The organism is Prochlorococcus marinus str. MIT 1013, from assembly GCF_027359395.1.
GTDB lineage: Bacteria > Cyanobacteriota > Cyanobacteriia > PCC-6307 > Cyanobiaceae > Prochlorococcus_B > Prochlorococcus_B marinus_E.
The window spans coordinates 636,065-662,537 of record NZ_CP114778.1; the positions used below are offsets into that span (position 1 = coordinate 636,065).

Annotated in this window: 21 protein-coding genes; 12 read left to right on the plus strand and 9 right to left on the minus strand. The window is 34.1% G+C overall.

Annotated elements, in window-relative coordinates:
- The first annotated feature begins 6 nt into the window (after positions 1 to 6).
- From O5633_RS04250 to O5633_RS04270, 5 genes are all read left to right on the plus strand, one after another.
- Complete coding sequence (locus O5633_RS04250; RefSeq protein ID WP_269610863.1) at positions 7 to 567, plus strand: methyltransferase family protein; 561 nt, start codon at positions 7 to 9, stop codon at positions 565 to 567.
- A 96-nt stretch (positions 568 to 663) separates the two neighbouring features.
- Positions 664 to 4,446 (plus strand): UvrD-helicase domain-containing protein, encoded by a 3,783-nt coding sequence (locus O5633_RS04255; RefSeq protein WP_269610864.1) that lies wholly within the window; start codon positions 664 to 666, stop codon positions 4,444 to 4,446.
- The gene (locus tag O5633_RS04260) at positions 4,443 to 6,167 is read left to right on the plus strand and encodes an AAA family ATPase (RefSeq protein WP_269610865.1); all 1,725 of its coding nucleotides are present in this window, start codon (positions 4,443 to 4,445) and stop codon (positions 6,165 to 6,167) included. The genes O5633_RS04255 and O5633_RS04260 overlap by 4 nt, the downstream gene beginning before the upstream one ends.
- A gap of 149 nt (positions 6,168 to 6,316) precedes the next feature.
- Positions 6,317 to 8,083, plus strand: coding sequence for a DEAD/DEAH box helicase (locus O5633_RS04265; protein ID WP_269610866.1), 1,767 nt, complete (start codon positions 6,317 to 6,319; stop codon positions 8,081 to 8,083).
- A 324-nt stretch (positions 8,084 to 8,407) separates the two neighbouring features.
- Positions 8,408 to 10,198, plus strand: a complete 1,791-nt coding sequence (locus tag O5633_RS04270) for an ABC transporter ATP-binding protein (RefSeq protein ID WP_269610867.1) — start codon at positions 8,408 to 8,410, stop codon at positions 10,196 to 10,198.
- A 1-nt stretch (position 10,199) separates the two neighbouring features.
- Here the strand turns inward: O5633_RS04270 and psbP are convergent, their stop codons facing one another.
- Positions 10,200 to 10,745 carry a photosystem II reaction center PsbP gene (gene psbP, locus O5633_RS04275; protein WP_269610868.1) on the minus strand — a complete coding sequence of 182 codons (546 nt, stop codon included), beginning with the start codon at positions 10,743 to 10,745 and terminating at the stop codon, positions 10,200 to 10,202.
- A gap of 119 nt (positions 10,746 to 10,864) precedes the next feature.
- On the opposite strand from psbP, the gene recR reads away from it, so the two are divergent.
- Positions 10,865 to 11,464, plus strand: coding sequence for a recombination mediator RecR (gene recR, locus O5633_RS04280; protein ID WP_269611300.1), 600 nt, complete (start codon positions 10,865 to 10,867; stop codon positions 11,462 to 11,464).
- A 13-nt stretch (positions 11,465 to 11,477) separates the two neighbouring features.
- Positions 11,478 to 12,410: a lipoyl synthase gene (gene lipA / locus O5633_RS04285; protein ID WP_269610869.1), complete on the plus strand. Its 933-nt coding sequence runs from the start codon at positions 11,478 to 11,480 to the stop codon at positions 12,408 to 12,410.
- Positions 12,411 to 12,420: 10 nt separating this feature from the next.
- Here lipA and O5633_RS04290 read toward each other — a convergent pair whose 3' ends face one another.
- The 6 genes from O5633_RS04290 to lysA form a co-directional block, all read right to left on the minus strand.
- A complete protein-coding gene (locus O5633_RS04290) occupies positions 12,421 to 12,921 on the minus strand; it encodes a hypothetical protein (RefSeq protein ID WP_269610870.1) in 501 nt (166 codons plus the stop codon).
- The gene (locus tag O5633_RS04295; protein WP_269610871.1) at positions 12,918 to 13,877 is read right to left on the minus strand and encodes a rhodanese-related sulfurtransferase; all 960 of its coding nucleotides are present in this window, start codon (positions 13,875 to 13,877) and stop codon (positions 12,918 to 12,920) included. Before O5633_RS04295 ends, O5633_RS04290 begins: the two co-directional genes overlap by 4 nt.
- 6 nt (positions 13,878 to 13,883) lie before the next feature.
- Positions 13,884 to 14,927, minus strand: a complete 1,044-nt coding sequence (gene bioB, locus O5633_RS04300) for a biotin synthase BioB (protein WP_269610872.1) — start codon at positions 14,925 to 14,927, stop codon at positions 13,884 to 13,886.
- Positions 14,928 to 15,020: 93 nt separating this feature from the next.
- Positions 15,021 to 15,791, minus strand: coding sequence for an isoprenyl transferase (locus O5633_RS04305; RefSeq protein WP_420063625.1), 771 nt, complete (start codon positions 15,789 to 15,791; stop codon positions 15,021 to 15,023).
- Positions 15,788 to 16,690: a diadenylate cyclase CdaA gene (gene cdaA, locus O5633_RS04310; protein ID WP_269610873.1), complete on the minus strand. Its 903-nt coding sequence runs from the start codon at positions 16,688 to 16,690 to the stop codon at positions 15,788 to 15,790. Before cdaA ends, O5633_RS04305 begins: the two co-directional genes overlap by 4 nt.
- 29 nt (positions 16,691 to 16,719) lie before the next feature.
- Positions 16,720 to 18,084, minus strand: a complete 1,365-nt coding sequence (gene lysA, locus O5633_RS04315; RefSeq protein WP_269610874.1) for a diaminopimelate decarboxylase — start codon at positions 18,082 to 18,084, stop codon at positions 16,720 to 16,722.
- Positions 18,085 to 18,180: 96 nt separating this feature from the next.
- On the opposite strand from lysA, the gene rimI reads away from it, so the two are divergent.
- The 5 genes from rimI to O5633_RS04340 all read left to right on the plus strand — a co-directional run bounded on the left by rimI (position 18,181) and on the right by O5633_RS04340 (position 24,079).
- Complete coding sequence (gene rimI / locus O5633_RS04320; RefSeq protein ID WP_269610875.1) at positions 18,181 to 18,636, plus strand: ribosomal protein S18-alanine N-acetyltransferase; 456 nt, start codon at positions 18,181 to 18,183, stop codon at positions 18,634 to 18,636.
- A 188-nt stretch (positions 18,637 to 18,824) separates the two neighbouring features.
- On the plus strand, positions 18,825 to 21,392 hold the full coding sequence (locus tag O5633_RS04325; RefSeq protein WP_269610876.1) for an ATP-dependent Clp protease ATP-binding subunit: 2,568 nt from the start codon (positions 18,825 to 18,827) through the stop codon (positions 21,390 to 21,392).
- 20 nt (positions 21,393 to 21,412) lie between these two features.
- Entirely contained in the window at positions 21,413 to 22,531 is a 1,119-nt protein-coding gene (locus O5633_RS04330; RefSeq protein WP_269610877.1) for an iron-containing alcohol dehydrogenase family protein, read from the plus strand.
- 5 nt (positions 22,532 to 22,536) lie between these two features.
- On the plus strand, positions 22,537 to 23,439 hold the full coding sequence (locus O5633_RS04335; RefSeq protein ID WP_269610878.1) for an alpha/beta fold hydrolase: 903 nt from the start codon (positions 22,537 to 22,539) through the stop codon (positions 23,437 to 23,439).
- Positions 23,414 to 24,079 (plus strand): hypothetical protein, encoded by a 666-nt coding sequence (locus O5633_RS04340; RefSeq protein ID WP_269610879.1) that lies wholly within the window; start codon positions 23,414 to 23,416, stop codon positions 24,077 to 24,079. Before O5633_RS04335 ends, O5633_RS04340 begins: the two co-directional genes overlap by 26 nt.
- A gap of 5 nt (positions 24,080 to 24,084) precedes the next feature.
- On the opposite strand, the gene O5633_RS04345 is transcribed toward O5633_RS04340, so the two are convergent.
- Positions 24,085 to 24,972 carry a phosphatidate cytidylyltransferase gene (locus O5633_RS04345; protein ID WP_269610880.1) on the minus strand — a complete coding sequence of 296 codons (888 nt, stop codon included), beginning with the start codon at positions 24,970 to 24,972 and terminating at the stop codon, positions 24,085 to 24,087.
- 98 nt (positions 24,973 to 25,070) lie between these two features.
- Positions 25,071 to 26,465: a lysine decarboxylase gene (locus tag O5633_RS04350; RefSeq protein WP_269610881.1), complete on the minus strand. Its 1,395-nt coding sequence runs from the start codon at positions 26,463 to 26,465 to the stop codon at positions 25,071 to 25,073.
- Positions 26,466 to 26,473 lie beyond the last annotated feature (8 nt).

Genomic DNA, 26,473 nt, shown 5'->3' on the forward strand with positions numbered 1-26,473 from the left:
ACTAAAATGAAGTTAAACAATAGGAATCTCTTTAAAGAAATTAAAATAATCTTAACAAAGTGGGGATTTAGCAAGCAGGGGCTTTCTAATAATTCCAAAGGTGAGTGGTATTTCTTTTCACAAATAATACTTATCCTGCTACATTTTATACCTCCATACCCAAAGATAGAGAATATAGCATTTGCAATAAATACTTGTTTTATAATTATTGGATTAGCTATTTCACTTCAAGGTCTAATCATTGTCATTAAAGCATTCATAGATTTAGGTGAAAACCTTACACCACTTCCTTATCCTATGAATGAATCGAAACTAATAAAAAATAATTCATATCAAAATATTCGACACCCACTTTATAAGGGATTATTATTTATTTCATTAGGAATATGTATTTTTTCTTTGAGTCTAATACATCTATTTCTGCTCATATCATTAACTTACATTTTAAAAACAAAAGCATTAAAAGAAGAAGAAAGACTGAAAATTAAATTTCCTGAATACAAAAAATATAGCAAAGAAGTGCCAGCTATTATAAAAAAAATAAAATATTTAGATTGGAGATACTGAAATGTTACTTATAAATAATTTAAAAGATAAGAATCAAAGAATATTAGATAACAAAAAAGAGAGTTTGAATCTTATTATTATAGCTATGAAATAATGATGAATAATATAAAATTATTTGATGCAAATAAATATCCATTAACAAATGGAATGCGTTTAATTGAAGCAAGTGCTGGAACAGGAAAAACATTTTCTCTTTCTCATCTTGTCTTAAGGTTATTGACTGAAAAAGAATATTCAATAAACGAAATACTAGTTGTTAGCTTTACAGAAGCAACGGCATCAGAAATAAAAGCAAAAATAATTGAAAGACTAATTTTGGCATTAAAAATAATTGAATCAAAAAATACAAACATAGAACTTTACAAAATTGATAGCGTATTAAATGAATGGGTCAAGTTAAATGTAACATCCAATGAAAGAGCATTATATTTAGCTTCCCTGATCTTAGAAGCATTAGAGAGAATTGATATTGCAGATATCACAACAATACATGGATTTTGCAGCAAAACTCTTCGTAGAGAAGCTGTTGAAAATGGTAATAATTTAAACCCAACCATCGAAAAAGATTCAAATTCATTAATAACTGAAATTGTTGAAGAATATTGGAAAAAAGAAATATTAGAAATAGAAACTTCAGAATTAAAAGGAATATTTAAAACTAATTTCAATCGCAAGAATTTAATTGAAGTTATTAGCACATTAGATAATGATCCAAATAATATTTTTAAGCGAACATTTAATGACTTAAGGATAGAAGAAAGTCTTGCAAATCAATTAAACAATTATATTGAATTATTATGGATAGATTTTAAAACTATTTGGAAAGCAAAGGGGAAAGAGCTAGAAGATGGCTTTATAGAGATTGCGAAAGATCTAAAATTACAGGGTATTTCAGACACAAAGCCATACTCATCAAAGCCAAGGAAAAATCGTTATGAGCTTTTAAGTAACTGGATTGAAAACTATAAAGAGAAAAAGCGACCATCATATGAAGATATTCAAAATCAAGAACTTATAAATAAATATTTTCATCCTAAAAATCTTTGCCAATTAGATATGAAATATAAAATTGATTCTTATTCAAAAGGAATGAAGTCAATACTTGATATTATAGGAGATTTATATGATAGTCCAGGTGAATTTGTTTGGGAACATGCTTTGTTATGGACCAAGAAAGAGCTTGAAAAAAGAAAATCAAAAAAGGGTTTGATAAATTATTCTGATCTACTTAAATTACTAGATCCAAAAAAATATCATAATAATAAGATTGAAGATGAAGTTAATCCTAATAATATATATAAAAACTTAAAGCTTAGATATAAAGTAGCATTAATCGATGAGTTTCAAGATACAGACCCAGTCCAGTTAAGATTACTAAAAGAAGCCTTTGGTAATCGATCAACACATCTATTACTAATGATTGGAGATCCAAAGCAAGCAATCTATAGTTTCAGAGGGGGAAACCTAAATACATACATGCAAGCCAGAGAAACTTGTGATCGAATTGATTTGATGAATGCTAATTATAGAAGTACAAAATCTCTAATTTTAATACTCAATAAATTATTTCTTGATGGTTTAATAAGATCAAATCTATCAACTCAAGAACTTAATCCATGTTCACAAGAAAATCGACTGAAACTAAATGGAATAAAAGAACCATTTAAGATAATAAATCTAATAGATAATAATCAAAAAGAAAACATACAAAGAATAAAATTAGAATCAAAAAGCAAAATAGAGGATAAAATCCCGAAAGTTATTGGATCTTATTTGTTAGAACTATTAAGCAATAATCCCAAAAATCTAAATCCCTCAGATATTTGCATACTAGTCAATAGACACGATCAAGCTAAAAACATCTTTAGCTATTTAACAAAATTAAAAATCCCCTCACAACTTCTAAGCAATGAAAATATATTTGCGAGAGAGGGTGCGCAAATCCTACAGATTTTCATTAACTGCATAGTCAGTCCATACAACCAACAAAAACTTGCCCTACTAGCTTGTTCTGAGCTAATGCAATGGGAAAAAGACACACTTATCGAATCAAAAATCAATGGTGATTTTGATTCATTATCTTCGAAGTTCTATGAACTTTCTAAATTATTTCCAAAGATTGGATTATTAGGCTGTTTATCAAACTTTCTAGAAGGAAAATCAATAGCTGACCTCTCTCATAGAGGAACTTTATTAGGTGATCTTTATCAAAGTTCTCAGTTAGTAGACGAACAGATACATCGACATAAGCTTAATGCTCTAAGAGCATCACAATGGCTAACCAGTCAACGGTTCCAGTCCCTTGAGACAATCCCTGAAGAATATCAACCAAACAGTGCTCTTAGTAATAACTCCATCAATATAATTACAATCCACAAGAGTAAAGGACTTCAATTTAAAATAGTAATCTGTCCATACTTATGGCAAAAGCCTCCATATAGAAAAAGTCATTTATGGAAAGACAATCAAAATCTATTCATATCTAAAAAGCATAAATGGTATAAAAAATATAATTCATATCAAGATTTCATTAAAAAAGAATCATTAAATGAAGCAGAGCGTTTAGCTTACGTTGCTCTTACAAGAGCTAAAAAACAATTAATAATCCTATGGGTAAAGGCTGCTGGTCAAGAAGGGAACCCTCTCTCAGGATTTTTATTTGGATCTGAATCATTAAATCTAAATATAGAAGATTATACAAAAGAAATGATGGAACAGTCATTCAAGAGAAGGGGTCTTAAAGTTGATATTCAAGATATAAAATCAATTGAAACTAATAAAACCTGGACTCAACCTAAAAGTGATGTTAAGTTATCACTTGGAGCAAGTCCTAACCATCAATTTGAAAATAGCTGGGGAAGATACAGTTTTTCAAAATGGATAACACAAAAAAAAGACGAATCAATTGTAATAAACTTATCAGATGAGTTAAATGAAGACCTTGGATTTAAAGATGAAATTGAGAATGAATCTCTAGAAGAAATCGATAGATTGTTGATAGGAAAAGATCAAAGTATTGACACATTAGAAGATTACAAATGGTCTAAAGAAAGTCCTATTGGTAATTTTCCAAGAGGCCCCATAGCAGGGACTTGTCTTCACAAAATACTTGAAAGAGTAGATTTCAATGATATTGAAAATCAAGTAAGAGTTTCATCTATAATAGAAGAAGAACTAAATATAGTTAATATAAGTAATTCATTTATTGAACCAATTAATATTTTATTAAAGAGAATTACAAATATACCTTTAGGTGGTCCTTTAGGTAAATTTAAAATGAGAAATTTAAATCCTAAAAACTCAATCAAAGAATTAAAATTTCATATTCCAATTTGTCATGAAATAAATCCAATTAATACTCTCGAATTATCATCAATATTTAGAGAAGATGTCCAAAAAAAATATGGCTCAGATTATATAAATAAGCTAATCAATCTAAATATCTATAGCAGCGGTTTCCTAACCGGATCCATAGACCAAGTTTTTGCAGACAACCCAAATCATGAAATTGCTAAATGGTGGGTTTTAGATTGGAAAAGCAACTGGATAGGAAGTCCGCTGTCCAAAAAGGGTGGTTTCTCTTGTGGCCCCTCAAATTATTCGATGTCAAAAATGGATGAAGAAATGTACCGTCATCACTATCCACTACAAGCACATATATATTTACTTGCATTACATAGATTTTTAAATTGGAGACTACCTAATTATTCACCTCAAAAACATCTTGGAGGTTATATCTATGTGTTTTTAAGAGGACTCCCAGATAGAAGAGATTTAGAAAAAAATAATTATCCTCAAATGACTCCGGGCTTAATTGTCGAACCTGCTCCTCTTGAAAGAATCAAAAAATTAGATTTATTGATAAGCAAACAAAAATGAAAGAGCCATTTAAAAAAAAATTTTCAACTGATTTAAGTAAATCATTATTAGTTACTCTAGCTCGCTATTACCCACCCATAGAGTTTAACGAAGCTTTAATTGATGTCGTAAATGTATTAATGGATGGATTATCAAGAGGTGAGGTTTATATAGACATGAGGGTAATCCCAAAAAATCTTGAACTAAAATATAAAGGTTGGCCTAGCTGTCATATAAAAGCCTTATTAGAAAGTGGCTGGACTAGAGGAGATAACTCCCCAATAGTTTTAAATGGAGATCTAATCAGTTGGCGTCGAACCCACAATGAGATAGTTGAGACCATTCATAAAATACTCATAAGGAATCAACCTATTAAACACCTATCTAAAGAATTATCTGATCGAATTAATAGTAAGAATCTAAAGCATCTAAATATTCAGCAAATAGCAGCTGTTAACCTTGTTAAAAATGAACAAATCATCTTATTAAGTGGTGGCCCAGGAACAGGCAAGACTAGTACCATCCTTCAAATGCTTTTACAAGCTCTAACAAGAAATCCGACTCTTGCTATTGCAATGGCAGCTCCAACAGGGAAAGCAGCAAAAAGACTAAAGGATACTATTCAGACAGGTATCAAAGATTTTGAAGACCCTATAAAGGATAAGCTTTCTAATATTCCGTCTAAAACATTGCATAAATGGTTAGAAGCAGGACCAAATGGCTTCAGACGAAACTCTCAACGTCTATTAAAATTAGATCTAATAGTCATAGATGAGATGTCAATGGTTGACTTGTCAACCATTAATGGATTGCTCGATTCATTACCAAAAGCATGTCAAATAATCTTTGTAGGTGATCCTGACCAATTATTACCAATAGCAAGTGGTGGTATATGGCAAATTTTGCAAGACAAAGGAACGAAAACAAACTTTCAATCTAACTCAGTCAAACTTACAAAGTCATACCGAAACAAAGGAGATATTGCTTTATTAAGAAATACACTAAGAGATGAGGGAGTAGAGGCTTTTTGGCAGCTGCTTTCAACGAAAAAAGCTTCTTCAAATACGATTCAACACCTTTCATCCTTAAGAAGTATTCCAGATCCCGTAGTAAGAACTCTTTTTAACTATAGTAAAAAGCTTAAAGAGTTAACAGAAAATTGTATTAATTATATTCCTAATGAAGCATGGCAATCAAGCATGATTGAGGTAGAGCAATCAGTTGAGATGATAAAACTCTTTAGATTTATAGACAATCTGCTTATACTTTGTCCGCAAAGATATGGGCCATGGGGTGTAAAAAAAATTCATGAGTTTCTTTTAGGAAATAGATTTGAAGATGAAGTACAAACCTGGGGGCAGGGAACACCAATAATGGCAAGAAGTAATCAACCTGAAATAGGTTTAGCAAATGGAGACGTTGGGATAATTATTGGCAACGGCGAAAAAAAACGTTTTTTATTTAATGTTTTTTCTGAAGAGCAAAGACTAGTAACTCGATTAATAAACCCATCAAGGTTAAATATGTATGATCCGGCATATGCAATGACCATTCATAAAGCACAGGGAAGTGAAGCTGATCAAGTTCTTTTACTTTGGCCAAGTACCTCAAAAAAAAGTTCAGAAGAGAATACTCTCACAAAATTTTATTCTGATGATTATGAAAAAAGAATGCTTTACACAGCAATAACTCGAGCAAAGAAACAATTACTGGTAATAACCAATAAAGAAGAAGACTTTTAAAGATGTGATCAACTTATTCCTAAAAGGATTTTTGAGATGATAAAATTAAAAATATAATCCCTTTAACAAGGCGAGTCAGCAAAGCACGGTTATACGCCGATCGGAAGTTGCCTGCCTAACTTGAAGGACAAAAAGGCAACCATTATTAGATGACAACTAAAAAGCTACATGAGGATTCCCCATGTCCAGTAGATCAAGATGTTCTCGAAGAATCTACTGAGGAAATATTGGATGAAGGTGATCAAAATTCAGAAAATGGATTTTCTGAATTCAATTTTAGTGAACAACTAATTCAAACAATCTCCGATCAAGGCTACTCATTACCCACTCCTATTCAAAAGGCTGCGATTCCTGAATTACTTCTTGGTAGAGATTTAGTTGGACAAGCTCAAACAGGTACAGGTAAAACAGCTGCGTTTGCTTTGCCGATCCTTGAAAGACTGAAAAAAAATGTTGGACATCCACAAGTTTTAGTTCTAGCTCCAACTCGCGAGTTGGCTATGCAAGTGGCTGAATCATTTCGCACATATTCCGCAGGTCATCCGCATTTTAAAGTACTTGCAATATATGGAGGCTCTGATTTCCGAAATCAAATCAACACACTTAAGAGAGGAGTTGATGTAGTCGTAGGGACTCCAGGGCGAGTCATGGATCATATGCGTCAAAAGACTCTCAATACTAGTCATTTAAGTTGTTTAGTTCTAGATGAAGCTGATGAAATGTTAAGAATGGGATTCATTGATGACGTTGAGTGGATTTTAGAACAATTGCCAGAGGAGAGACAACTAATTTTATTCTCGGCAACCATGCCATCTGAGATAAGAAGATTATCAAAAAAATATTTAAATAGTCCTGCCGAAATAACTATAAAAGCAACTGAATTAAAGGAAAGACTTATCAGACAAAGGTATATAAGCGTTCAAAATGTTTATAAAGTAAATGCACTTCAAAGAGTACTTGAAGCAGTATCAGAAGAAGGAGTAATAATATTTGCTAGAACAAAAGCTATTACAATTGTAGTAGCTGAAAAATTAGAAACATATGGATATAATGTAGCTGTTTTAAATGGAGATATTCCTCAAAATCAAAGGGAACGAACTGTTGAAAGATTAAGACAGGGTTCTATCAATATTTTAGTAGCTACCGATGTCGCAGCAAGAGGCCTTGATGTGGATCGAATCGGTTTAGTAATAAATTATGATATGCCCTTTGATCGCGAAGCATATGTTCATAGAATTGGAAGAACTGGTCGTGCAGGAAGAACTGGTGAAGCTATTCTTTTTGTTAATCCAAGAGAAAGATCATTTTTAAGTAATCTTGAAAGGGCTGTAGGTCAACCAATTGAGAAAATGGATATACCAAACAATGAACTTATCAACAGCAACCGAATTAAAAAGCTACAAGCAAAATTGATAAAAGCTGCCTCAACAGAGAGAGATAACCCAGAAGAGGCTAACATTTTAGAAGAATTAATAAAGAATGTTGAAAAAGAATTAGATATAGATCCAAAAGACTTAACACTTGCCGCATTAAATTTAGCAGTTGGTTTCAATGCACTCCTTGAGAATGGCAATGAGGATTGGATTAGGCAATCGTCTCAAAGAAATACAAGGAATGATCGAAGAGACAATAAATTCAAACAACGTCGAAGAAGTGATTTTGATAACAACAGACTTGAAGATGAGATGGACAGATTCAGAGTTGAAGTTGGGCACCGAGATAGAGTTAAGCCTGGAAATCTAGTTGGAGCAATTGCCAATGAAGCCGGACTAAAAGGAAGGTCTATAGGCAGAATAAGAATATTTGAAAATTACAGCCTAGTAGATTTACCAAAACAAATGCCTGATAATATTTTTCAGGCTCTAAAGAAAGTAAAAGTAATGAATAGAGAATTACAAATAAACAGAGCTAACTGATAAGAAAATTACCAATAAAATGCTTAGTAAATTGTTATTCAGAGGAATTATTACATTGCTTCTCATCGATATGGGTGTCAATTTGGAGGCTCAGGAGAAAAAAATTAGTACTAAAAATAGTCTTATTAATAAATTCTGTATCGCAACATTAAAATCAAAACTTGATATCAAGAATAAACAAAATTTAAATGAAATCAGTGATTTCACATGTGAATGTTTTTTTAAAAAATATAATTCTGGAAATTCATTAAAAAGCTCTCGTATTTACTGTAGAGATAAAGCTTCTAAGAAATATAATCTCTAAAAGAATAGCAATCAAATAAAATGTATAAATCTAATTCAAAAATCAATAGAAGCCCATTAGCAAGACTTTTAAGTAATCTTAAAAGTCAAAAGCGTCTAATTTATACAGCTATTACTTGCTCTATATTAAATAAATTTTTTGATCTTGCACCACCTGTATTAATCGGTATATCGGTTGATGTAGTAGTAAGAAAAGAAAGTTCTTGGCTTGGTACAATTGGCTTTAACACTGTCCCAGATCAATTAATTGTACTTGCAATAATTTCCTTTTTGATTTGGACAGCTGAATCATTCTTTGAATATTTATATGGATTAATGTGGAGAAATTTAGCTCAGAGGACACAACACTACTTAAGAATCAAAGCATATGCCCATTTACAAAAATTAGAGATGACATTCTTCGAATCAGATAATACAGGAAGGCTTATGACTGTACTGAATGACGATATTAATCAACTAGAAAGATTCTTGGATGAAGGAGCTAACAAAATTATTCAATTAATAATTACTGTTTTTATTGTTGGTGGAGCAATGATTTTGTTAGCTCCTGGGATTGCATTACTAGCATTCATCCCTATTCCTTTTATTCTTTGGGGTTCAATTAATTTCCAGAAGAACCTAGCTCCTCGTTATCGTGAAGTCAGAGATAGAGCTGGAGATCTCGCCTCAAGACTTAATAATAACCTTAGCGGAATGCTTACTATTAAAAGTTTCGCTACAGAAGATTGGGAACTTGAAAGATTAAGACTCGATAGCAATTTATATCAAGAAAGTAATAGAAAAGCAATTAAATTATCAGCCGCATTTATACCATTAATTAGATTCGCAATCCTATTTGCATTCCTTGCAATATTAATCGCTGGCGGTTTCCAGACTTGGAAAGGGTTAATGCCAGTTGGAACTTATAGTTTTTTAGTATTTATTACTCAAAGATTATTATGGCCCTTAACAACACTAGGTCATATTTTAGATGATTATCAAAGATCAATGGCCTCAACAAATAGAGTTTTAGATTTAATAGATACTCCAATAAAAATTAAAACGGGGAAAGTCAAGTTACATCCAAATAATGTCAAAGGTGAAATAAAATTTAAAAATATTGATTTTACATATCAAGGTCGTTCTCAAGTTATAAAAAACTTTAATTTAAATATTAGTCCCGGCAAGAAAATAGGCATTGTAGGTGCTACCGGTTCTGGTAAAAGTACACTGGTAAAACTATTATTAAGGCTGTATAAAATCAGTAAAGGTTCAATAGAAATTGATGGAAACTCAATTGAATCATTAGATTTAAAAAGTCTACGACGATGTATTGCATTAGTAAGCCAGGAAACATATTTATTCCAAGGTTCAATTGAAGAAAATATTTCTTATGGATCACAAAATATTGATAAATCAAAAATTAAAAATGCTTCAGATATTGCCGAAGCAACTGAATTTATTAGTCAACTGCCAGAAGGGTTAAAAACAATAGTGGGAGAAAGAGGACAAAAGTTATCAGGCGGACAAAGACAAAGAATTGCTATCGCGAGGGCAATCTTAAAAAATGCACCAATATTAATATTAGATGAGGCAACAGCATCTGTAGATAATGAAACTGAAGCCGCGATTCAAAGATCTCTAAAGAAGATAACAAATAGTTGTACAACAATTGTTATTGCACATCGTTTAAGCACAGTAATAGATGCTGACGAAATTATAGTCTTAGATAAAGGTAAAATTATCGAGAAAGGAACACATGTTTCTCTTCTAAAAAATAGAGCTTTCTATTACTACCTATGGAAAATCCAAGCTGGTGAAAATCTTACTTAAGTTATATGAAAAAGGTGAAAGAACTAACTACTCTTTTAAAAGTGTCTTGCATTTTTGACCAGCGTTGTTCATTAGTACTAGCAGCAAGTGTATATAAATAACCTCTATCCACGACGACAGTAGCGATTTCGTGCCTACTCTTTTCTTCTAAATCAATAGAGTATTCAAGATCATAGAATTTGCGTTCATCAACTTCCCTCTCTGAAGCATCAATTAATTGAATAGGGTTATTCCTATTCTTTTCACCAAAAAGTCTTTCCCCTACAGCATCCGCCCCACCCAAAGCATCTAAATCCACTTCATTTTCCAATTTAGAAATTACAAGACTGAGAGTTTCATCGGAGTTGATCAAGTCATGAAAAACAACCTCTGGCCCATTATCGACAGCCACTCTCGTCCACCCTGTTGGAAAAAGAAAACCATATCGCCCATCTTGACTTTTAAAAGGTTCCAACCCAGCCGCCCCCCCTGTAGAGCAAGCTCCGAGCGTCAAGATCAACGCTATAGCTAAAAGGGATTTAAGAGATGTTCGAAAAAATTTGATCATTTTGGAGACTCAAGCATCACTATTTTGATACATTTCTAATTTAACTGACGGAAATCTTCTTTAAATTACTGCAACCCAGATAAAAGTCTGACTACATTCAAGTTAATTGCTTCTGAACTCTGAGCGGCTTCACTAAACCATTATCTAAATTAATTGATCAGTTTGAGCAATTACCTGGTATCGGCCCCAGAACTGCTCAAAGATTAGCTCTTCATATTTTACGTCAGCCAGAAGACAAAATAAGATTGTTTTCAGAAGCTCTAGTTAATGCGAAAAGTCAAGTAGGTCAATGCAAGAAGTGTTTTCATTTAACTGCAGGAGAACTATGCGAAATTTGTTTAAACAAAGAAAGAAATCAAGATCTCATTTGCGTTGTTTCCGAGTCAAGAGATTTACTTGCACTTGAGCGAACTCGCGAGTACAAAGGGATTTATCATGTTATTGGTGGACTGATTTCTCCTATGGATGGCATTGCACCAGAGATGCTTGAAATATCAAGTCTTATCAGAAGAGTGGATAAAGAAAATATAAAAGAAGTCATACTTGCCTTAACTCCAAGTATTGAAGGGGATACTACGAGTCTTTATGTTGGCAGATTATTAAAACCTTTCACGAAAGTCACTCGTATTGCTTATGGACTTCCCGTTGGAAGTGAGTTGGAATATGCCGATGAGGTAACACTTTCGCGTGCTTTAGAAGGACGTAGAGATTTAGATTAATCATCAAACCAAAATGACCACAACCACAAGAAAAACAACAAAATATAGTAGATTCCTTCCAGAAGAACGTTTGCCTAATTGGATCAAACCATCCATAGGGAACGCATCTCAACTAGAAAAAGTTCAAAAGCTAGTAAAGGAAAATAGATTACATACAATTTGTGAGGAAGGTAGATGTCCAAACAGAGGTGAATGTTACGCCGCTGGTACGGCTACTTTTTTATTAGGTGGCTCAATCTGTACAAGGAGCTGTGCATTCTGCCAAGTAGAGAAAGGAAAGTCACCCGAGAAAGTAAATCTTTTTGAAGCAGAAAAAGTTGCAAAGGCTGTTCAAGTCTTATCACTCAAGTATGTGGTACTAACCGCAGTCGCAAGAGATGATTTAGCTGATCACGGCGCAAGTCTATTCACGACAACAATGGAAGCAATTAGATCATTGAATCCTAGTGTCGCGATAGAGGTACTAACACCAGATTTCTGGGGTGGAAACAACAAGGACAATAACAAAAAACAAAGAGAGCGACTTAAGCTAGTTCTCTCGGCTGATCCTATTTGCTTCAACCATAATCTCGAGACTGTCAAGAGACTTCAAAGAGAAGTCAGGAGAGGAGCTACTTACGAACATTCTCTAAACCTTCTTAAATCTGCAAGGGAAATTGATCCAAAGATTCCTACAAAATCAGGAATAATGCTTGGACTAGGAGAAAAATTTCATGAAATAATTCAAACTCTTAAAGACCTAAGAGAAGTCGACTGCCAATATATAACTATCGGTCAATATTTACGACCTTCACTTGCTCATATTCCAGTTTCTCATTACTGGTCTCCTACAAAATTCAATGATTTTGCAGAAATAGCAAAGAGATTAGGTTTTAAAAAAGTAAACAGCGGTCCATTAGTAAGAAGCAGTTACCATGCGAATGACACCTTAGATTTAGTCTCCTAAAAAAATTTAATTATTCCGACCAACTCCGATAACTTTTTTCAAGGACAGTCTCACAATCACCTACCATAAATGCACCTGCACCTCCCCATACAAGTCTCAAAGGCAGGTCCAAGGGAGAAGATCCAACTGTACGCACACTATTAAATCCACGCCTACGAAAATAACGTTGCAAAATTTCATGTTGATTGTTCTCATCATAAATAGCCAATAATCTCGCACTTCGACATGGAGTCTCTTCTAAAGTCCAAGCCATAGTTGCAGCCCAAATCAAATCACCTACTTTAGAATTGGCGTTCTTGCCAACCTTCATGGTATCAAGTTGAAGTCCTTTAGTATTTTGATACGCCCATCCTTTCATTTCACCCCATAATTGAATTTTATCATTACTAGTTAATTCACCAACAACCAGTCTAAAAGACCAAATATTGAGAGGTCTCCTAACTTGTATTCGTAGCAACAAACCTCTATCAGATGCTTCTTTTTCTAATAGAGTTAAATTAGTTGTGGTCATGAGACTGGCCATATAGAATTTTCAGGTAGACGTTCCATTATTTCATCAATTTGACGCTGTCTTTCTGCAAATCTTCCTCTATCACTATCTGTAAATTTATTCACACAAGCCTCACATTGTAAGCCTTTAATATAGGTTGGCTTTTTTAAATCCTCAGGGGAGATAGGCAGTCCACAAGCATGACACATCGTGTGTGAACCTGGTGAGAGGTCATGATCTAAAGAGACACGTTGATCAAAAACAAAGCACTCACCTTCCCATAAACTCTTCTCAGGAGAAACATCTTCTAGATATTTCAGAATTCCACCTTCAAGATGATGTACATCGGAAAAGCCTTCATCTATCAAATAAGAAGTAGCTTTTTCGCATCTTATGCCTCCCGTACAATACATCCCTATTTTCAAAGATGGATTCTCCTTGAATAAGGGTTTTAAATGCTTTTGAACCCATGCAGGAAATTCACGAAATGAGCTTGTGTGTGGATTTAGAGCTCCCGCAAAATTTCCAATTTTTATTTCATACTCATTACGAGTATCAATAACTACACTATCAGGATCTTCTAGGAACTCATTCCATTCACAGCTTTTTATATATTTACCTACAGATTTAGCAGGATTAACTTGTTTTAGCCCAATCGTGACAATTTCTTTTTTCTGACGAGCTTTAAAGCGTCTAAATGCCTGCTTTTCGGTCCAACTATATTTGACATTAATATTCGATACCTTTAAAAGTTTCTCCAAGATTTCAATGAATTGAACTATCGCATTTTCAGTTCCACAAACCGTACCGTTAACACCTTCAGAAGCTAATAAAATAGTGCCTTTTATTTCCTGATTCGTTGCTATCTTCGTTAGTTCTTCTTTGATTAAAAGAATTTCTTGATCAAAAATCGTTATAAACTTGTAAAACGCAGCAACTTTATATTTGAATTTCTTGAGGCTATCCTCTGTTTTCATAACTACTTATTCTTGTGAGAAATTGGCAGCAATTCCAGCATCCGCTAAAAGTTTACGGTCTGCCTCCACCTCCGGATTACTTGTTGTCAAAAGTGTATCTCCGTAAAATATAGAATCAGCGCCAGATTGTAGACATAGTATCTGAGCTTCCCTACCTAATTGTTGTCTTCCTGCGCTAAGTCTTATTCGACTTCTAGGCATAATGATCCTTGCTGTTGCGACCATACGAACCATCTCTAATGGGTCAATAGAAGACAAATCCTCCATGGGTGTCCCCTCCACTGCAACCAACGCATTAATAGGTACACTCTCAGGATGTGGATCTAAATTTGCTAAAACTTTGAGTAAAGATGCTCTATCGGAAACAGATTCGCCCATGCCAATAATGCCACCACAGCACACTGTAATTCCAGCCATACGTACTCTTCTCAATGTTTCAAGTCGATCTTGATATGTTCTTGTTGAAATAATATTGGAATAATGTTCAGGACTAGTATCTAAATTGTGGTTATAGGCTGTTAAACCTGCTTCTGCCAATCTAGAGGCTTGAGAATCAGTAATCATTCCAGCCGTAACACATGCCTCAAGGCCAAGTTCTCTAACACCTCTGACCATCTCAAGCATTGAATCGAATGCGTTTCCATCTTTGATCTCACGCCAAGCCCAACCCATACAAAATCTATCTGCTCCTGCATCTTTAGCCGCTCTTGCTCTCTCAAGAACTGACTCAACTTGGAGTACAGGATTTGGCTGAACCGTTGTTTCGTTGTGTACGGACTGGGGACAGTATGCACAGTCTTCTGAACATCCACCCGTCTTAACACTAAGAAGGGAAGCAAGTTGAACTTTATAACCTGGATTATAAGACCTATGAACTATTTGAGCTCTCCACAACAAATCCATTAATGGCAACTCAAGTATCTCTTTGATTTCCTCTAAAGACCAATCATGTCTAATATCACCCCCTTTAATGGAATTAAAATCTAGATATGATTCATTTTTGAAAGTGAATTTATTAGATTCCTGAATATTAGGATTAATCAGAGTCATAAAAGAGTTTGAATATAAAGAATTTATTTGCTATTTAGTTTTAGCTGATAATCTATAAAAAATCATAGAACTCAAGATAATCAATTATTTTAGTTATACACCTCCAAATCTCCTTCTTCTAGATTGATAGTCAAGTAATGCCTTAGCAAGTGTATCAGAATTAAAATCAGGCCATAATACATCGGTGATGTGAATCTCAGCATAAGCTAATTGCCACAAAAGAAAATTACTTATTCTTTTTTCACCACTAGTTCTAATCAATAAGTCTGGATCGACCTCACTAGCTGTAAATAATTCAGAAGCAAATACATTTTCATCTATCAAAGAAGGATCTAATTCCCCTTTAACCGAACGTTCTGCCAACTTTTGAGCAGCTCGTACTAATTCCCTTCGTCCCCCATAATTAGTACAAACATTAAAATGAATACCCTTATTATCTGAAGTTGATTCAACCGACTCTTTTATTAAGTCCTTTAATGCAATAGGTAATGGGTCAAGATCACCCAAGAAATTAATTTTAACTTCTTCGAGTTTTAAATTAGTCAATTCACGCTTAAGAACACTTTCAAAAAGTGTCATTAAGAAATTTACTTCTTCACTAGGTCTTGACCAATTTTCAGTTGAGAAGGCATAAACAGTTAATGCTCCTATTCCCCAATTACTACATAAATGCAAAGTAGTTTTTAGAGCCTCAACACCAGCTGTATGTCCAATAGTTCTTGGCAAACCCCTTGCTTTTGCCCACCTACCATTTCCATCCATAATTACCGCAATGTGATCAGGCATACGAAGACGATCCAAATCTTTAGGTAATGGGGATACCTTTCTAGAATTATCAGTGCTTATTACAGAAGGGTAAGTCAATTCAAAGACTCCTTGCTGTCATTATTTTTCCCAAGATTAACTCTTGATTGAGCAACTTTAGTCTCAATATTAGAGGAAGTTGTTTTCAATGAAGAATTAATGCTGGTGGACTTAGATCCAGATGCATTTGAAGGATCCAACAATTCTTTCAAAAGGTCAAGTAATCGACTGCTTGTAATTGGTCTTTCGAGTCGTCCTTGACTAGCTAAGGATAAGGTCCCTGATTCTTCTGAAACCACTACACAAATACATCGATCAAATCGTTCAGTTATCCCGAGGGCTGCCAAATGCCTTGTTCCGTATCTACTGATTCCTTGTCTTGAAAGAGGCAAAATAACCCCTGCTGAAATAATTCTATTTCCCTTTACCAAAACAGCTCCATCATGTAGAGGGGTATCAGCTGCAAAAAGATTTAGTAACAATTCAGACGATAGTTGAGCATCAATTGGAACCCCAGGAAATAAGAAATCTTCAGGGCGTAAGTCACTGCCCATATCAACAACAATTAATGCTCCTTTTCTATTTTGTGATAAGCGACCTGCAGCTTCAGTTAATTGAGCAAAAGTATTAGAACTTGCCCTGAATTCTTTTTGAGTATTTCCAAGAATTACAGCCAATCTTCCAGTGCCTAATAATTCCATTAATCTCCTTAATTCTCCTTGCCATAAAATTGCTAAAGATAATGAGCAAGCTAAAACCAAGGCATCAACAAGTTTTGAAGTAATTGGTAAATTTGCAAACCTTTGAACAAACCAAGCTAGTGAAACTAAAAATAGATAACCCCTTAAAAGCCATAATGTCCTTTGTTCTTTAACTCTTGTAAAAAGAAGCACTCCAAGAGAAGAAGCAAACAATACATCTAGGAGAACACGCAAGTTTATAAGCCACCAGAAATTCACTCCTACACCCCAACGTTATTTCAACTTACCTAATATTTGGCAATAAAGCGATCAGGTAATACATCTAATTGCAATAGATCTTCAGGAAGTTCTCGCCTTTGAGTCATCACGGCCGAACCTTTCCAAACCATAATTGTTGCAGGCCTAGGTATTCTGTTGTAGTTGGAACTCATTGAATAGTTGTATGCGCCTGTTCCAAACACGGCAAGAAAATCTCCACTTTCACAAGAAGGCAGAAGAAAATCTTTCAATAAAACATCTCCAGACTCACAATGTTTACCGGCGATGGTAACTTTTTCAAAATTAGTATTTAATGGTTTATCTACTAAACACGCACTATAAAGAGACTGATAAGTTATGGGACGAGGATTATCGCTCATCCCGCCATCAACAGATAAATAAGTTCTAACACCAGGAACAACTTTTTTAGCTCCAATTTTGTAAATAGTGAGTCCCGAATTAGCGACAAGAGATCTGCCAGGTTCACACATCAATCTTGGCAAATCTAAATTTCTTTCCTTACAAGCCTGAACAACAGCATTAGAAATAACTTCAACCCATTTTTCAATAGAGGGAGGATTATCTTCTTGAGCATATTTAATCCCTAGACCGCCTCCTAAATTCAGATCAGTTATTGGATGACCAATTTCCTGAGCAAGCTTTAAAGCATCAGCCATAACACCAGCAAGATCGATATGTGGTTGAACCTCAAAAATTTGAGATCCTATATGTGCATGTAAACCAGTCACATTTGCCCAGTTATATGTTTTTAATTCTTCTAAAACTGACTGAAGATCATCGGGATCAAAACCAAACTTGCTATCTAAATGTCCAGTCCTTATGTATTCATGAGTATGGCATTCTATGCCAGGAGTAAACCTCAACATTAACTTTGCTGGCTTCTTATTAGAGGCAATATTTTTTAGCAGCTCAATATCGTGATGATTATCTAAAACAATCGTCACGTTATTTTTATAGGCAAAATTCAATTCATCATGTGATTTATTATTTCCATGAAAAACAATATTTTCCCCTTTCACACCACCCTTGAAGGCAGTAAGTAATTCACCTTCTGATACTGCATCAAGACCAAAACCCTCAGAAGCAATAACTGCACAAATAGCTAATGAGCTATTTGCTTTTGATGCATATAGAGGCAGTGATTCTCCTGGATAATGTTTTTTTAAAGAAGAAATATAAGTTTTGCATGAAGTCCTAAGTGATAACTCATCAAGAACATAAAGAGGCGTTCCATATGTTTTTGCGAGTTCACTAAGTTGACATCCCCCAACAACTAATTTTTTATTCTCATTAATTTCTGAAGAAACAGGAGCTATATTTCGATTTGGACTATCTATATCCACATTGGGTTCAAAAGCCTTTGATCCGTGCATTGAAAATTTTACTTTAATATTTAGCTAATCTAAAGATCAATCAACCAATTAGTATTCTTTTTAAGAGAAGAGGTATTAATTAATTAATAGTTAGATATGAATCTCACGATAATTCAACTTGGGATAATGCATTTAAATGATTGCGTGGATCTAGACCAAAAAGCATTAAATGGTCTTTGGTCAAAATCTCAATGGGAAAAAGAACTCACTGACCCTAAAAGAATTTGTCTTGGAATAATAGAGTTGGAAACCAAAAAACTTTTAGGACTAAGTGCCGCTTGGTTAGTAATAGACGAATTACAAATAACTTTTATAGCTGTTCATCCTTTGTATCAAAGGAAAGGACTAGGAAAATTTCTCTTGTCAGACTTAATCAAACGTTCAAAATTACTTAAAACAAATTACATTCATTTAGAAGTTAAAGACAATAACGAGTCAGCTAAAGCTTTTTACAAAATCATGGGCTTCAAAACAGTAGGATTCAGATCTAATTTTTATAAAGATGGAAGTGATGCTCTTATTCTCAATAAAGAAATTAACAACAAATCATAAAATCAATAATTAAGTACGGTTTACCGAAATCCAAAAACAAAAAATAGGCGGTTCATTGCATCAATTAATACTTTTAATTATTTTTCAACGAACAATTAATATTTACCCTTTATAAAAAAAAGCCTAACCGTACACATTTCACACTTAACCCTGATAAATTAGGTGAAATAGTTAAAGGCAAAAGCTAAATGTTTGAGAGGTTTACAGAAAAGGCTATAAAAGTGATCATGCTTGCTCAAGAAGAGGCGAGACGCCTTGGGCATAATTTTGTTGGCACAGAGCAAATCCTTTTGGGATTAATAGGAGAAGGCACTGGTGTGGCGGCTAAAGTCCTAAAATCAATGGGTGTTAACCTAAAAGATTCACGGGTAGAAGTTGAAAAAATAATAGGAAGAGGTTCAGGATTTGTTGCTGTAGAAATCCCCTTTACACCAAGAGCAAAAAGAGTACTTGAACTATCGTTAGAAGAAGCTCGTCAACTAGGTCATAATTACATTGGCACCGAACATCTATTACTAGGACTCATTAGAGAAGGCGAAGGAGTTGCTGCAAGAGTTCTTGAAAATTTAGGTGTTGATCTAACAAAAGTCAGGACACAAGTTGTCCGAATGCTTGGTGAAACAGCCGAAGTTACAACAGGTTCAGGATCTTCAAAAGGTTCAGCGAAAACAGCAACACTTGACGAATTTGGTACAAACCTTACGCAGTTAGCTAGTGAATCCAAGCTTGACCCTGTAGTGGGAAGACATTCTGAGATTGATCGAGTAATTCAAATTTTAGGAAGACGAACAAAAAACAATCCCGTTTTAATAGGAGAACCAGGGGTGGGAAAAACAGCCATTGCTGAAGGTCTTGCTCAGAGAATTCAACAAGGAAATATTCCTGACATCCTTGAAGAAAAAAGAGTATTAACTCTTGATATCGGTTTACTTGTAGCTGGAACTAAATACAGGGGTGAATTTGAAGAAAGATTAAAAAAAATAATGGAAGAAATTAAATCTGCTGGGAACGTAATTCTAGTTATTGATGAAGTTCATACATTAATTGGAGCAGGAGCTGCAGAGGGTGCAATTGACGCTGCAAATATATTAAAACCAGCTTTGGCTAGAGGAGAACTTCAATGTATTGGAGCTACAACTCTAGATGAATATCGCAAGCATATTGAAAGGGATGCGGCATTAGAGAGAAGATTCCAACCTGTAATGATTGGAGAACCTTCAATCAAAGATACAATTGAAATTCTTAAAGGACTAAGAGAGAGATATGAGCAACATCACAGATTAAAGATTACTGATGAAGCTTTAGACGCTGCTGCAAATCTTGGGGATAGGTATATATCGGATCGTTTTTTACCTGATAAAGCTATAGACCTAATAGATGAAGCAGGTAGCCGGGTTAGATTACTCAACTCGAAATTACCTCCTGAAGCGAAAGAAGTTGACAAAGAATTAAGGAAAATACAAAAGAGTAAAGAAGAAGCTGTAAGAGAACAAAATTTCACACAAGCAGGAGAACTCAGAGAAAAAGAAGTTGAACTTAGAGATAAGATAAGAAATCTTTTGCAAAACATAAGACAAAAACCAGCTTCAAATGAGAATCCAGAAACTAATAATATTTCAGATAAAAATGCTGAAGATTCTAACCAAGGTATTTCTCAGGATGATGAATTAAAAGTTTCTCAACCTATTGTTAACGAAGAAGATATAGCTCATATTGTTGCTTCATGGACTGGAGTTCCTGTTCAGAAATTAACTGAAAGTGAATCAGTCAAACTTCTAAACATGGAAGAAACCTTGCATCAAAGATTGATTGGTCAAGATGAAGCTGTAAAAGCTGTTTCAAAAGCAATTAGGAGAGCAAGAGTAGGTCTAAAAAATCCAAACAGACCAATTGCAAGCTTTATTTTTTCTGGTCCAACTGGAGTTGGAAAAACTGAACTTACAAAAGCTTTAGCGTCCTATTTCTTTGGTAGTGAAGAAGCAATGATTCGTCTAGACATGTCTGAATTTATGGAAAGACATACTGTTAGTAAATTAATAGGATCTCCTCCTGGTTATGTAGGTTTCAATGAAGGTGGACAACTAACAGAAGCTGTCAGAAGAAGACCCTATACAGTTGTGTTGTTCGATGAAATAGAAAAAGCCCATCCAGATGTATTCAATCTTCTTCTTCAATTACTGGAGGAAGGAAGATTAACAGATTCAAAAGGAAGAACTGTTGATTTCAAAAACACTTTAATAATAATGACTTCTAATATTGGGTCTAAAGTTATAGAGAAAGGTGGCGGTGGCTTGGGATTTGAATTCTCAGGTGAAAATTTAGAAGATACTCAATATAATCGAATTAAATCATTAGTAAATGAAGAACTAAAGCAATACTTCCGTCCTGAATTCCTCAATAGATTAGATGAAATAATTGTATTCAGACAACTCTCCAGAGACGAAGTAAAAGACATCGCAGAAATAATGTTGAAAGAAGTATTCTTGAGAATAAAAGACAAAGGTATATCATTGACTGTTTCAGAGGATTTCAAGGAAAGATTAGTTGAAGAAGGATACAATCCTTCCTATGGGGCAAGACCTTTGAGAAGAGCGGTAATGAGGTTATTGGAAGATAGCCTTGCTGAAGAAGTTTTATCTGGAAGAATAAAAGACGGAGACAAAGCCGAGGTGGATATTGATGAAAGTAAAAAAGTAATTGTTAAACATCTTGGGAAAGATAGTTCCAAACAAGAATTAGCAAAAGCCGCTGTTTAACTTTTAGATTGAACAGTTACATGTCTATAAATAACCACAGCATTTCACCTGCAAAGGTCGTTAGAGGGGAAGGGGCATGGATTAAATCGTTGGATCTAATAACTAAATTAAGCAAAAAACCTTTGATAATAGGTAGAAGTAACTCTACAAAAAAAATAAGAACTTCATTCAAAAATGATCTTCTTTTAAAAGGTATTCAATCAATCTCTCTCGATCTAGATCATGATTGCTGTGAAATAGATATTCAAAATGCATATCTAATCTCAAAAAATAACAACTGCGATGGAATTATTGCTGCAGGAGGTGGGAAAGTGCTTGACGCAGGAAAACTAATCGCTGATTTGCTTGGCATCAATTGCATTACTGTGCCATTAAGTGCTTCCACATGTGCTGGATGGACGGCTTTATCTAATATTTATACTCCCGATGGCAAATTCGTAAAAGATGTAACTTTAAAAAGATGTCCAAACTTATTGATCTTTGATCACACAATTGTTAGAACCGCTCCACCAAGAACACTTGCTAGCGGAATGGCAGATGCTGTGGCGAAATGGTACGAGTCGTACCTAACAAGCAGTACAAGCCAAGACGGTTTTGTGCAGCAAGCAGTTCAGATGGCTCGGGTTTTACGCGATCAATTATTTTTAAATGGTTACAAGGCTTTCTCAGATCCACTAAGCAATTCTTGGGAAACTGTTGCAGAAGGATGTGCTTTAACTGCTGGAATTATAGGAGGGCTTGGGGGTGCTAGATGCAGAACAGCAGCAGCGCACCCTATACACAATGGATTAACACAACTTGCATACACAAACAAACCACTTCATGGAGAACTTGTTGGATTTGGCCTGCTAGTACAATTACATCTAGAAGAGAAAAATTCAAACAGTCAATTACCAAAACAAGCTAAGTCACAACTTATAGATTTCTTCTCTCAACTAAATCTTCCTATTTCAATTGAGTCTATTTGTCTTAGGGATAAAACATCGAACCAACTATATAAAGCATGTGAATTCGCCTGTAATGATGACTCTGATATACATCAATTACCCTTCCCAGTAAATGAAAAAGACCTTTTCGAGGCAATTCAAAGGTTACAATCCATTTCTAGAAGGCCAAAAATAAAAATAAATAATACTTAAGAGCATTGGATCAAGAAGTAAATAAAAATATAGACAAAACAATTGCTACGAAGGCATACATAAATGAAATACGAGATCAAATTATTGACAATCAAGCTAATGAACTTTTTGAAGATCTTAAATGGATACAATTAGAAGATATTTCACCTATTAAATCTGATTTATTTCCAACAGTATTAACAGGTAAAGGGGAAAAAGTCCTACTCATTCATGGTTTTGATAGCTGCTTTCTTGAATATAGACGTCTCACACCTTTTCTAAAAAAGAATAATAAATTAATCATTCCAGATCTATATGGATTTGGGTTTTGTCCTAGATCTAGTGAGAACAAATATGGATTTAAATATTTAATGAAACATTTGAATTCTGTATTGAACTGTTATTCAAAGCATAAACCCATAGGAATAATTGGTGCCTCAATGGGTGGAGCTTTAGCACTAGAACTCGCAAGACAAAACCCAAAAAAAGTCAACAAGCTACTACTTTTATCACCAGCAGGTTTAGCAGGCAAAAACCCTAAGATTCCTTGGCCCCTCAATCATTTTGGGGCTTTTTTCCTTAGTCAGGCTTTTGTTCGCAAGGGATTGTGTAGACAGGCCTTTGCGGATCCTAAAAATAGTGTTGGTCCTGCAGAAGAACAAATCGCCTCAATACATTTAAAAGTTCCTGGTTGGCAATCATCGTTAGCACATTTTGCGGCGAATGGGGGGGTGTCAGGTTGCGGGCTCCCTAAACCAACTCAACCTCTCAAAATTATTATAGGTAAATATGATAGAATTGTTCCTAAGAAGGAAAAGGAAGAAACCAAAAAGAACTATAATTCCATTATAGAAATAGCAACTAATTCAGGACATCTTCCACACTTAGAAGAACCCAAATTAGTTGCTGAGGCTTGGAAGAAATTTTAAAACCAAAGTGATCGCTAAAAGGATTAAGGATAAAGGGATTCTTTCTAAATTATTAGAGCAAGGTATAAAGATCTTACTGATAAAAGAGTGTCAGAAGATTGCCAATATTAAAATAGATATTGTCTCAAGTTCTATTCAAATAATTAAAGGTGAAATACAAAAAATCAATCTCTTTGCTGAAGATATAAATTATAAAGATCTTTTATTCGATGCAGTTGAGTTAGAAGCTAATTATCTTAAAGTTAATTTCAAGCTAACAACTAAAGAATTATATTTTAAAAATAATCCTATAATAAAATTGAAAATATCTTTGTCTCAAAATTCACTCGAAACAATTTTATTATCTAATAATTGGAATTATATTGGAAATATGATAAGCAAGAAAATATTAAATCAAGATAAATTGCAAGCTATAAAAATAAAGAATGGTCAATTCTTTATTAAAGCCTCTGAAGACAATATCACAATCAGTAACGACGAACAAATCGAAATTCAAGCAAATAAAGGTAAAATTTTTTTAAAAAGTAGATCCTATAATAAAACCTTTCAGATCCCAATTGAAGAAAAAATATATATTAAAAATGTAATTATAGAAAATAATATAATTAATGTTTATGCAAATTCATCTATTAGTTTTTAACTATTTCAGGAAATAATTAATGGTGATAATAAAATTACAATATAAAATACAATTGCTGGAGTAAATAAATAGCTATCTATTCTATCAAGAATACCTCCATGACCAGGTAAAAAATTACCTGAATCTTTTAATCCTGCATTCCGTTTCAACATCGATTCTGTAAGGTCTCCAACCAGAGAAAATAATGCGACTAAAATACCAATAAATATTCCAATAAATATTCCAAATTCCCATCTAAGTAGATATCCAAAGAAGGCTCCTATTAATATTGAAAACAATAATCCACCAATTACTCCCTCTATAGTTTTAGAAGGTGAAATTGGAGATAATAAATGATTGCCAAATTTCTTACCTACAAAATAAGATCCTATATCAAATCCAACGATCATAAAACATGTAGAAAAAGTTATTAGCATTCCAAAAGTAATAGATGACGACCAATCAGTAGGAATCAAGTTAACATTATTGGTTAGATCAGTTTCTAAAAGATTTCTTAACTTAATCCAATGACTTGGCAAGAAACCTAAATAAAATAAACCGAATATTGATGCTGCTACATCCGCAATTGAACCAGTAACAGGCTGGAGCAATAACCAACCACAGATAGCAGCGCCAGATAATGGCAAAATAGCATCTGATATTTCAATAGAAATATATCCCTGAGAAGATAATTGCGTGAAGAAAAGTAATATTTGACAGGCTAACAATGTTGTCTTAGTAGCTGGTCTTATACCAGTAAATTCTGCCATACGAAAGAACTCTAGAAGAGCTAAATGGACAATTAAACTTATTGCAATAGAAAACCACCAATCACCAAGAGAAACTATTAAAAAACCAAAAGCTCCAACTAAAAGTCCACTTAATAATCTCTTTTTCGAAACAGATAAAAACATTCAATCAATAAAAAAAATATAGCTTTCTTTTAAAAAACATACTCTAAAGGGGTTATTAATAATACATTTTATTATAGTTGATGAGTGGATACTAATAATCAAGAAATAACTCTTACATAATCTGAAATTTGTTCTGGCCAAAAGCATTTTTGTTCTATCAACCAATCAACACGAGCTTCGTCCAAAATCTCACCAGGAATCAATAAAGGTATTCCAGGAGGATAAGGGCAAACCATCTCAACAGAAATTCTTCCTATGGCATCCTGTAGATGAACCTTCTCAAAATTCGATCTCCAAGAAGAAAAACCTGGTTTGTATGGTTTAGAGACGATACTGAAAGGTGGTTTTTTAAAAAAACAAGATTTATGTTGGCCTAAAGATGTAAGGATTTCGTTCCAAACTCTTACAAATCTTTCTCCTAATCTTTGGTGAGAAGAGAATCCAAGACAAAAGGTTAGTGTTCCTGGCTCAGCCAATTCACCAATTATTCTTTTTTTTATAAACCTTTTATCAACTTCAATACCACTCAAACCGAATTTTGACGTGTGAAGAATAATTCTTAGTGGATCACTATTTTTAAGAAGAGGAACTTCTTTATTAATCAAAAAATCTTTTAACAACTCAGCTTCGTCTATGCAAGATTTCAATTTTTTTAATCCTTTGGATTCAATAAGTTCCTTTATTGAACTTTCACAAGAAGCTAATAACAAAGAACTTGGGCTTGAAGTTTGAAGCAATTCAATACTTCTTTCAATTTTAAATGGGTCAACCTTTTCACCTTGCGACCATAAAACTGCGGATTGAACTAATCCTGGTGCAGATTTATGAAGAGAGTGAACAACAAGATCTGCGCCAAAAGAGATCGCCGACTTAGGTAAGTCTGATCTTATTTGACTAATTAGGTAAGCTCCATGAGCCTCATCAACCAAAACTGGCAAACAATGTGAATGAATCTCCTTAATCAAAGATTCAATATCTGCAGAATATCCTTGATATGTTGGGTTAACTAAAACTACGGCCGCTATATCCTCATCAAGCTCTTTTGCTTTTTCAAAAACCCTATGAAGCCATTTTCTATCAAAAACAGAGGCATGCCCTCTATCAGTCAAATAAGGTACATCAAAAAGTAATGGTATTAAGCCTCCAAACAGGCATGCTTGAATACAGCTTTTATGTATATTTCTTGGCATGAGAACAGCTTGACCAGGACGAGCTAGAGCCAGCATTGAACTTTGAAGTAAACCCGTCGCGCCATTAACTCCATACCAACATCTATCAACACCCACTTCATAGGCAGAAGACTTTTGACTTTCTGCTATTGCTCCTTCACTAATCAAAGGACCACCAATCTCAAAAAGCTCAGGTAAATCCCAAATACCAGGTCTTAGCTTCAGTAGTTTTTTTATTTCTTTTGGGAGTGCATTTCCTCTCCCATGGGCTGGCAAGAAAAGATTTTCACTTCTATTAATAGAAAGCAAGTTTAAAAGCCCCATAGAATAAA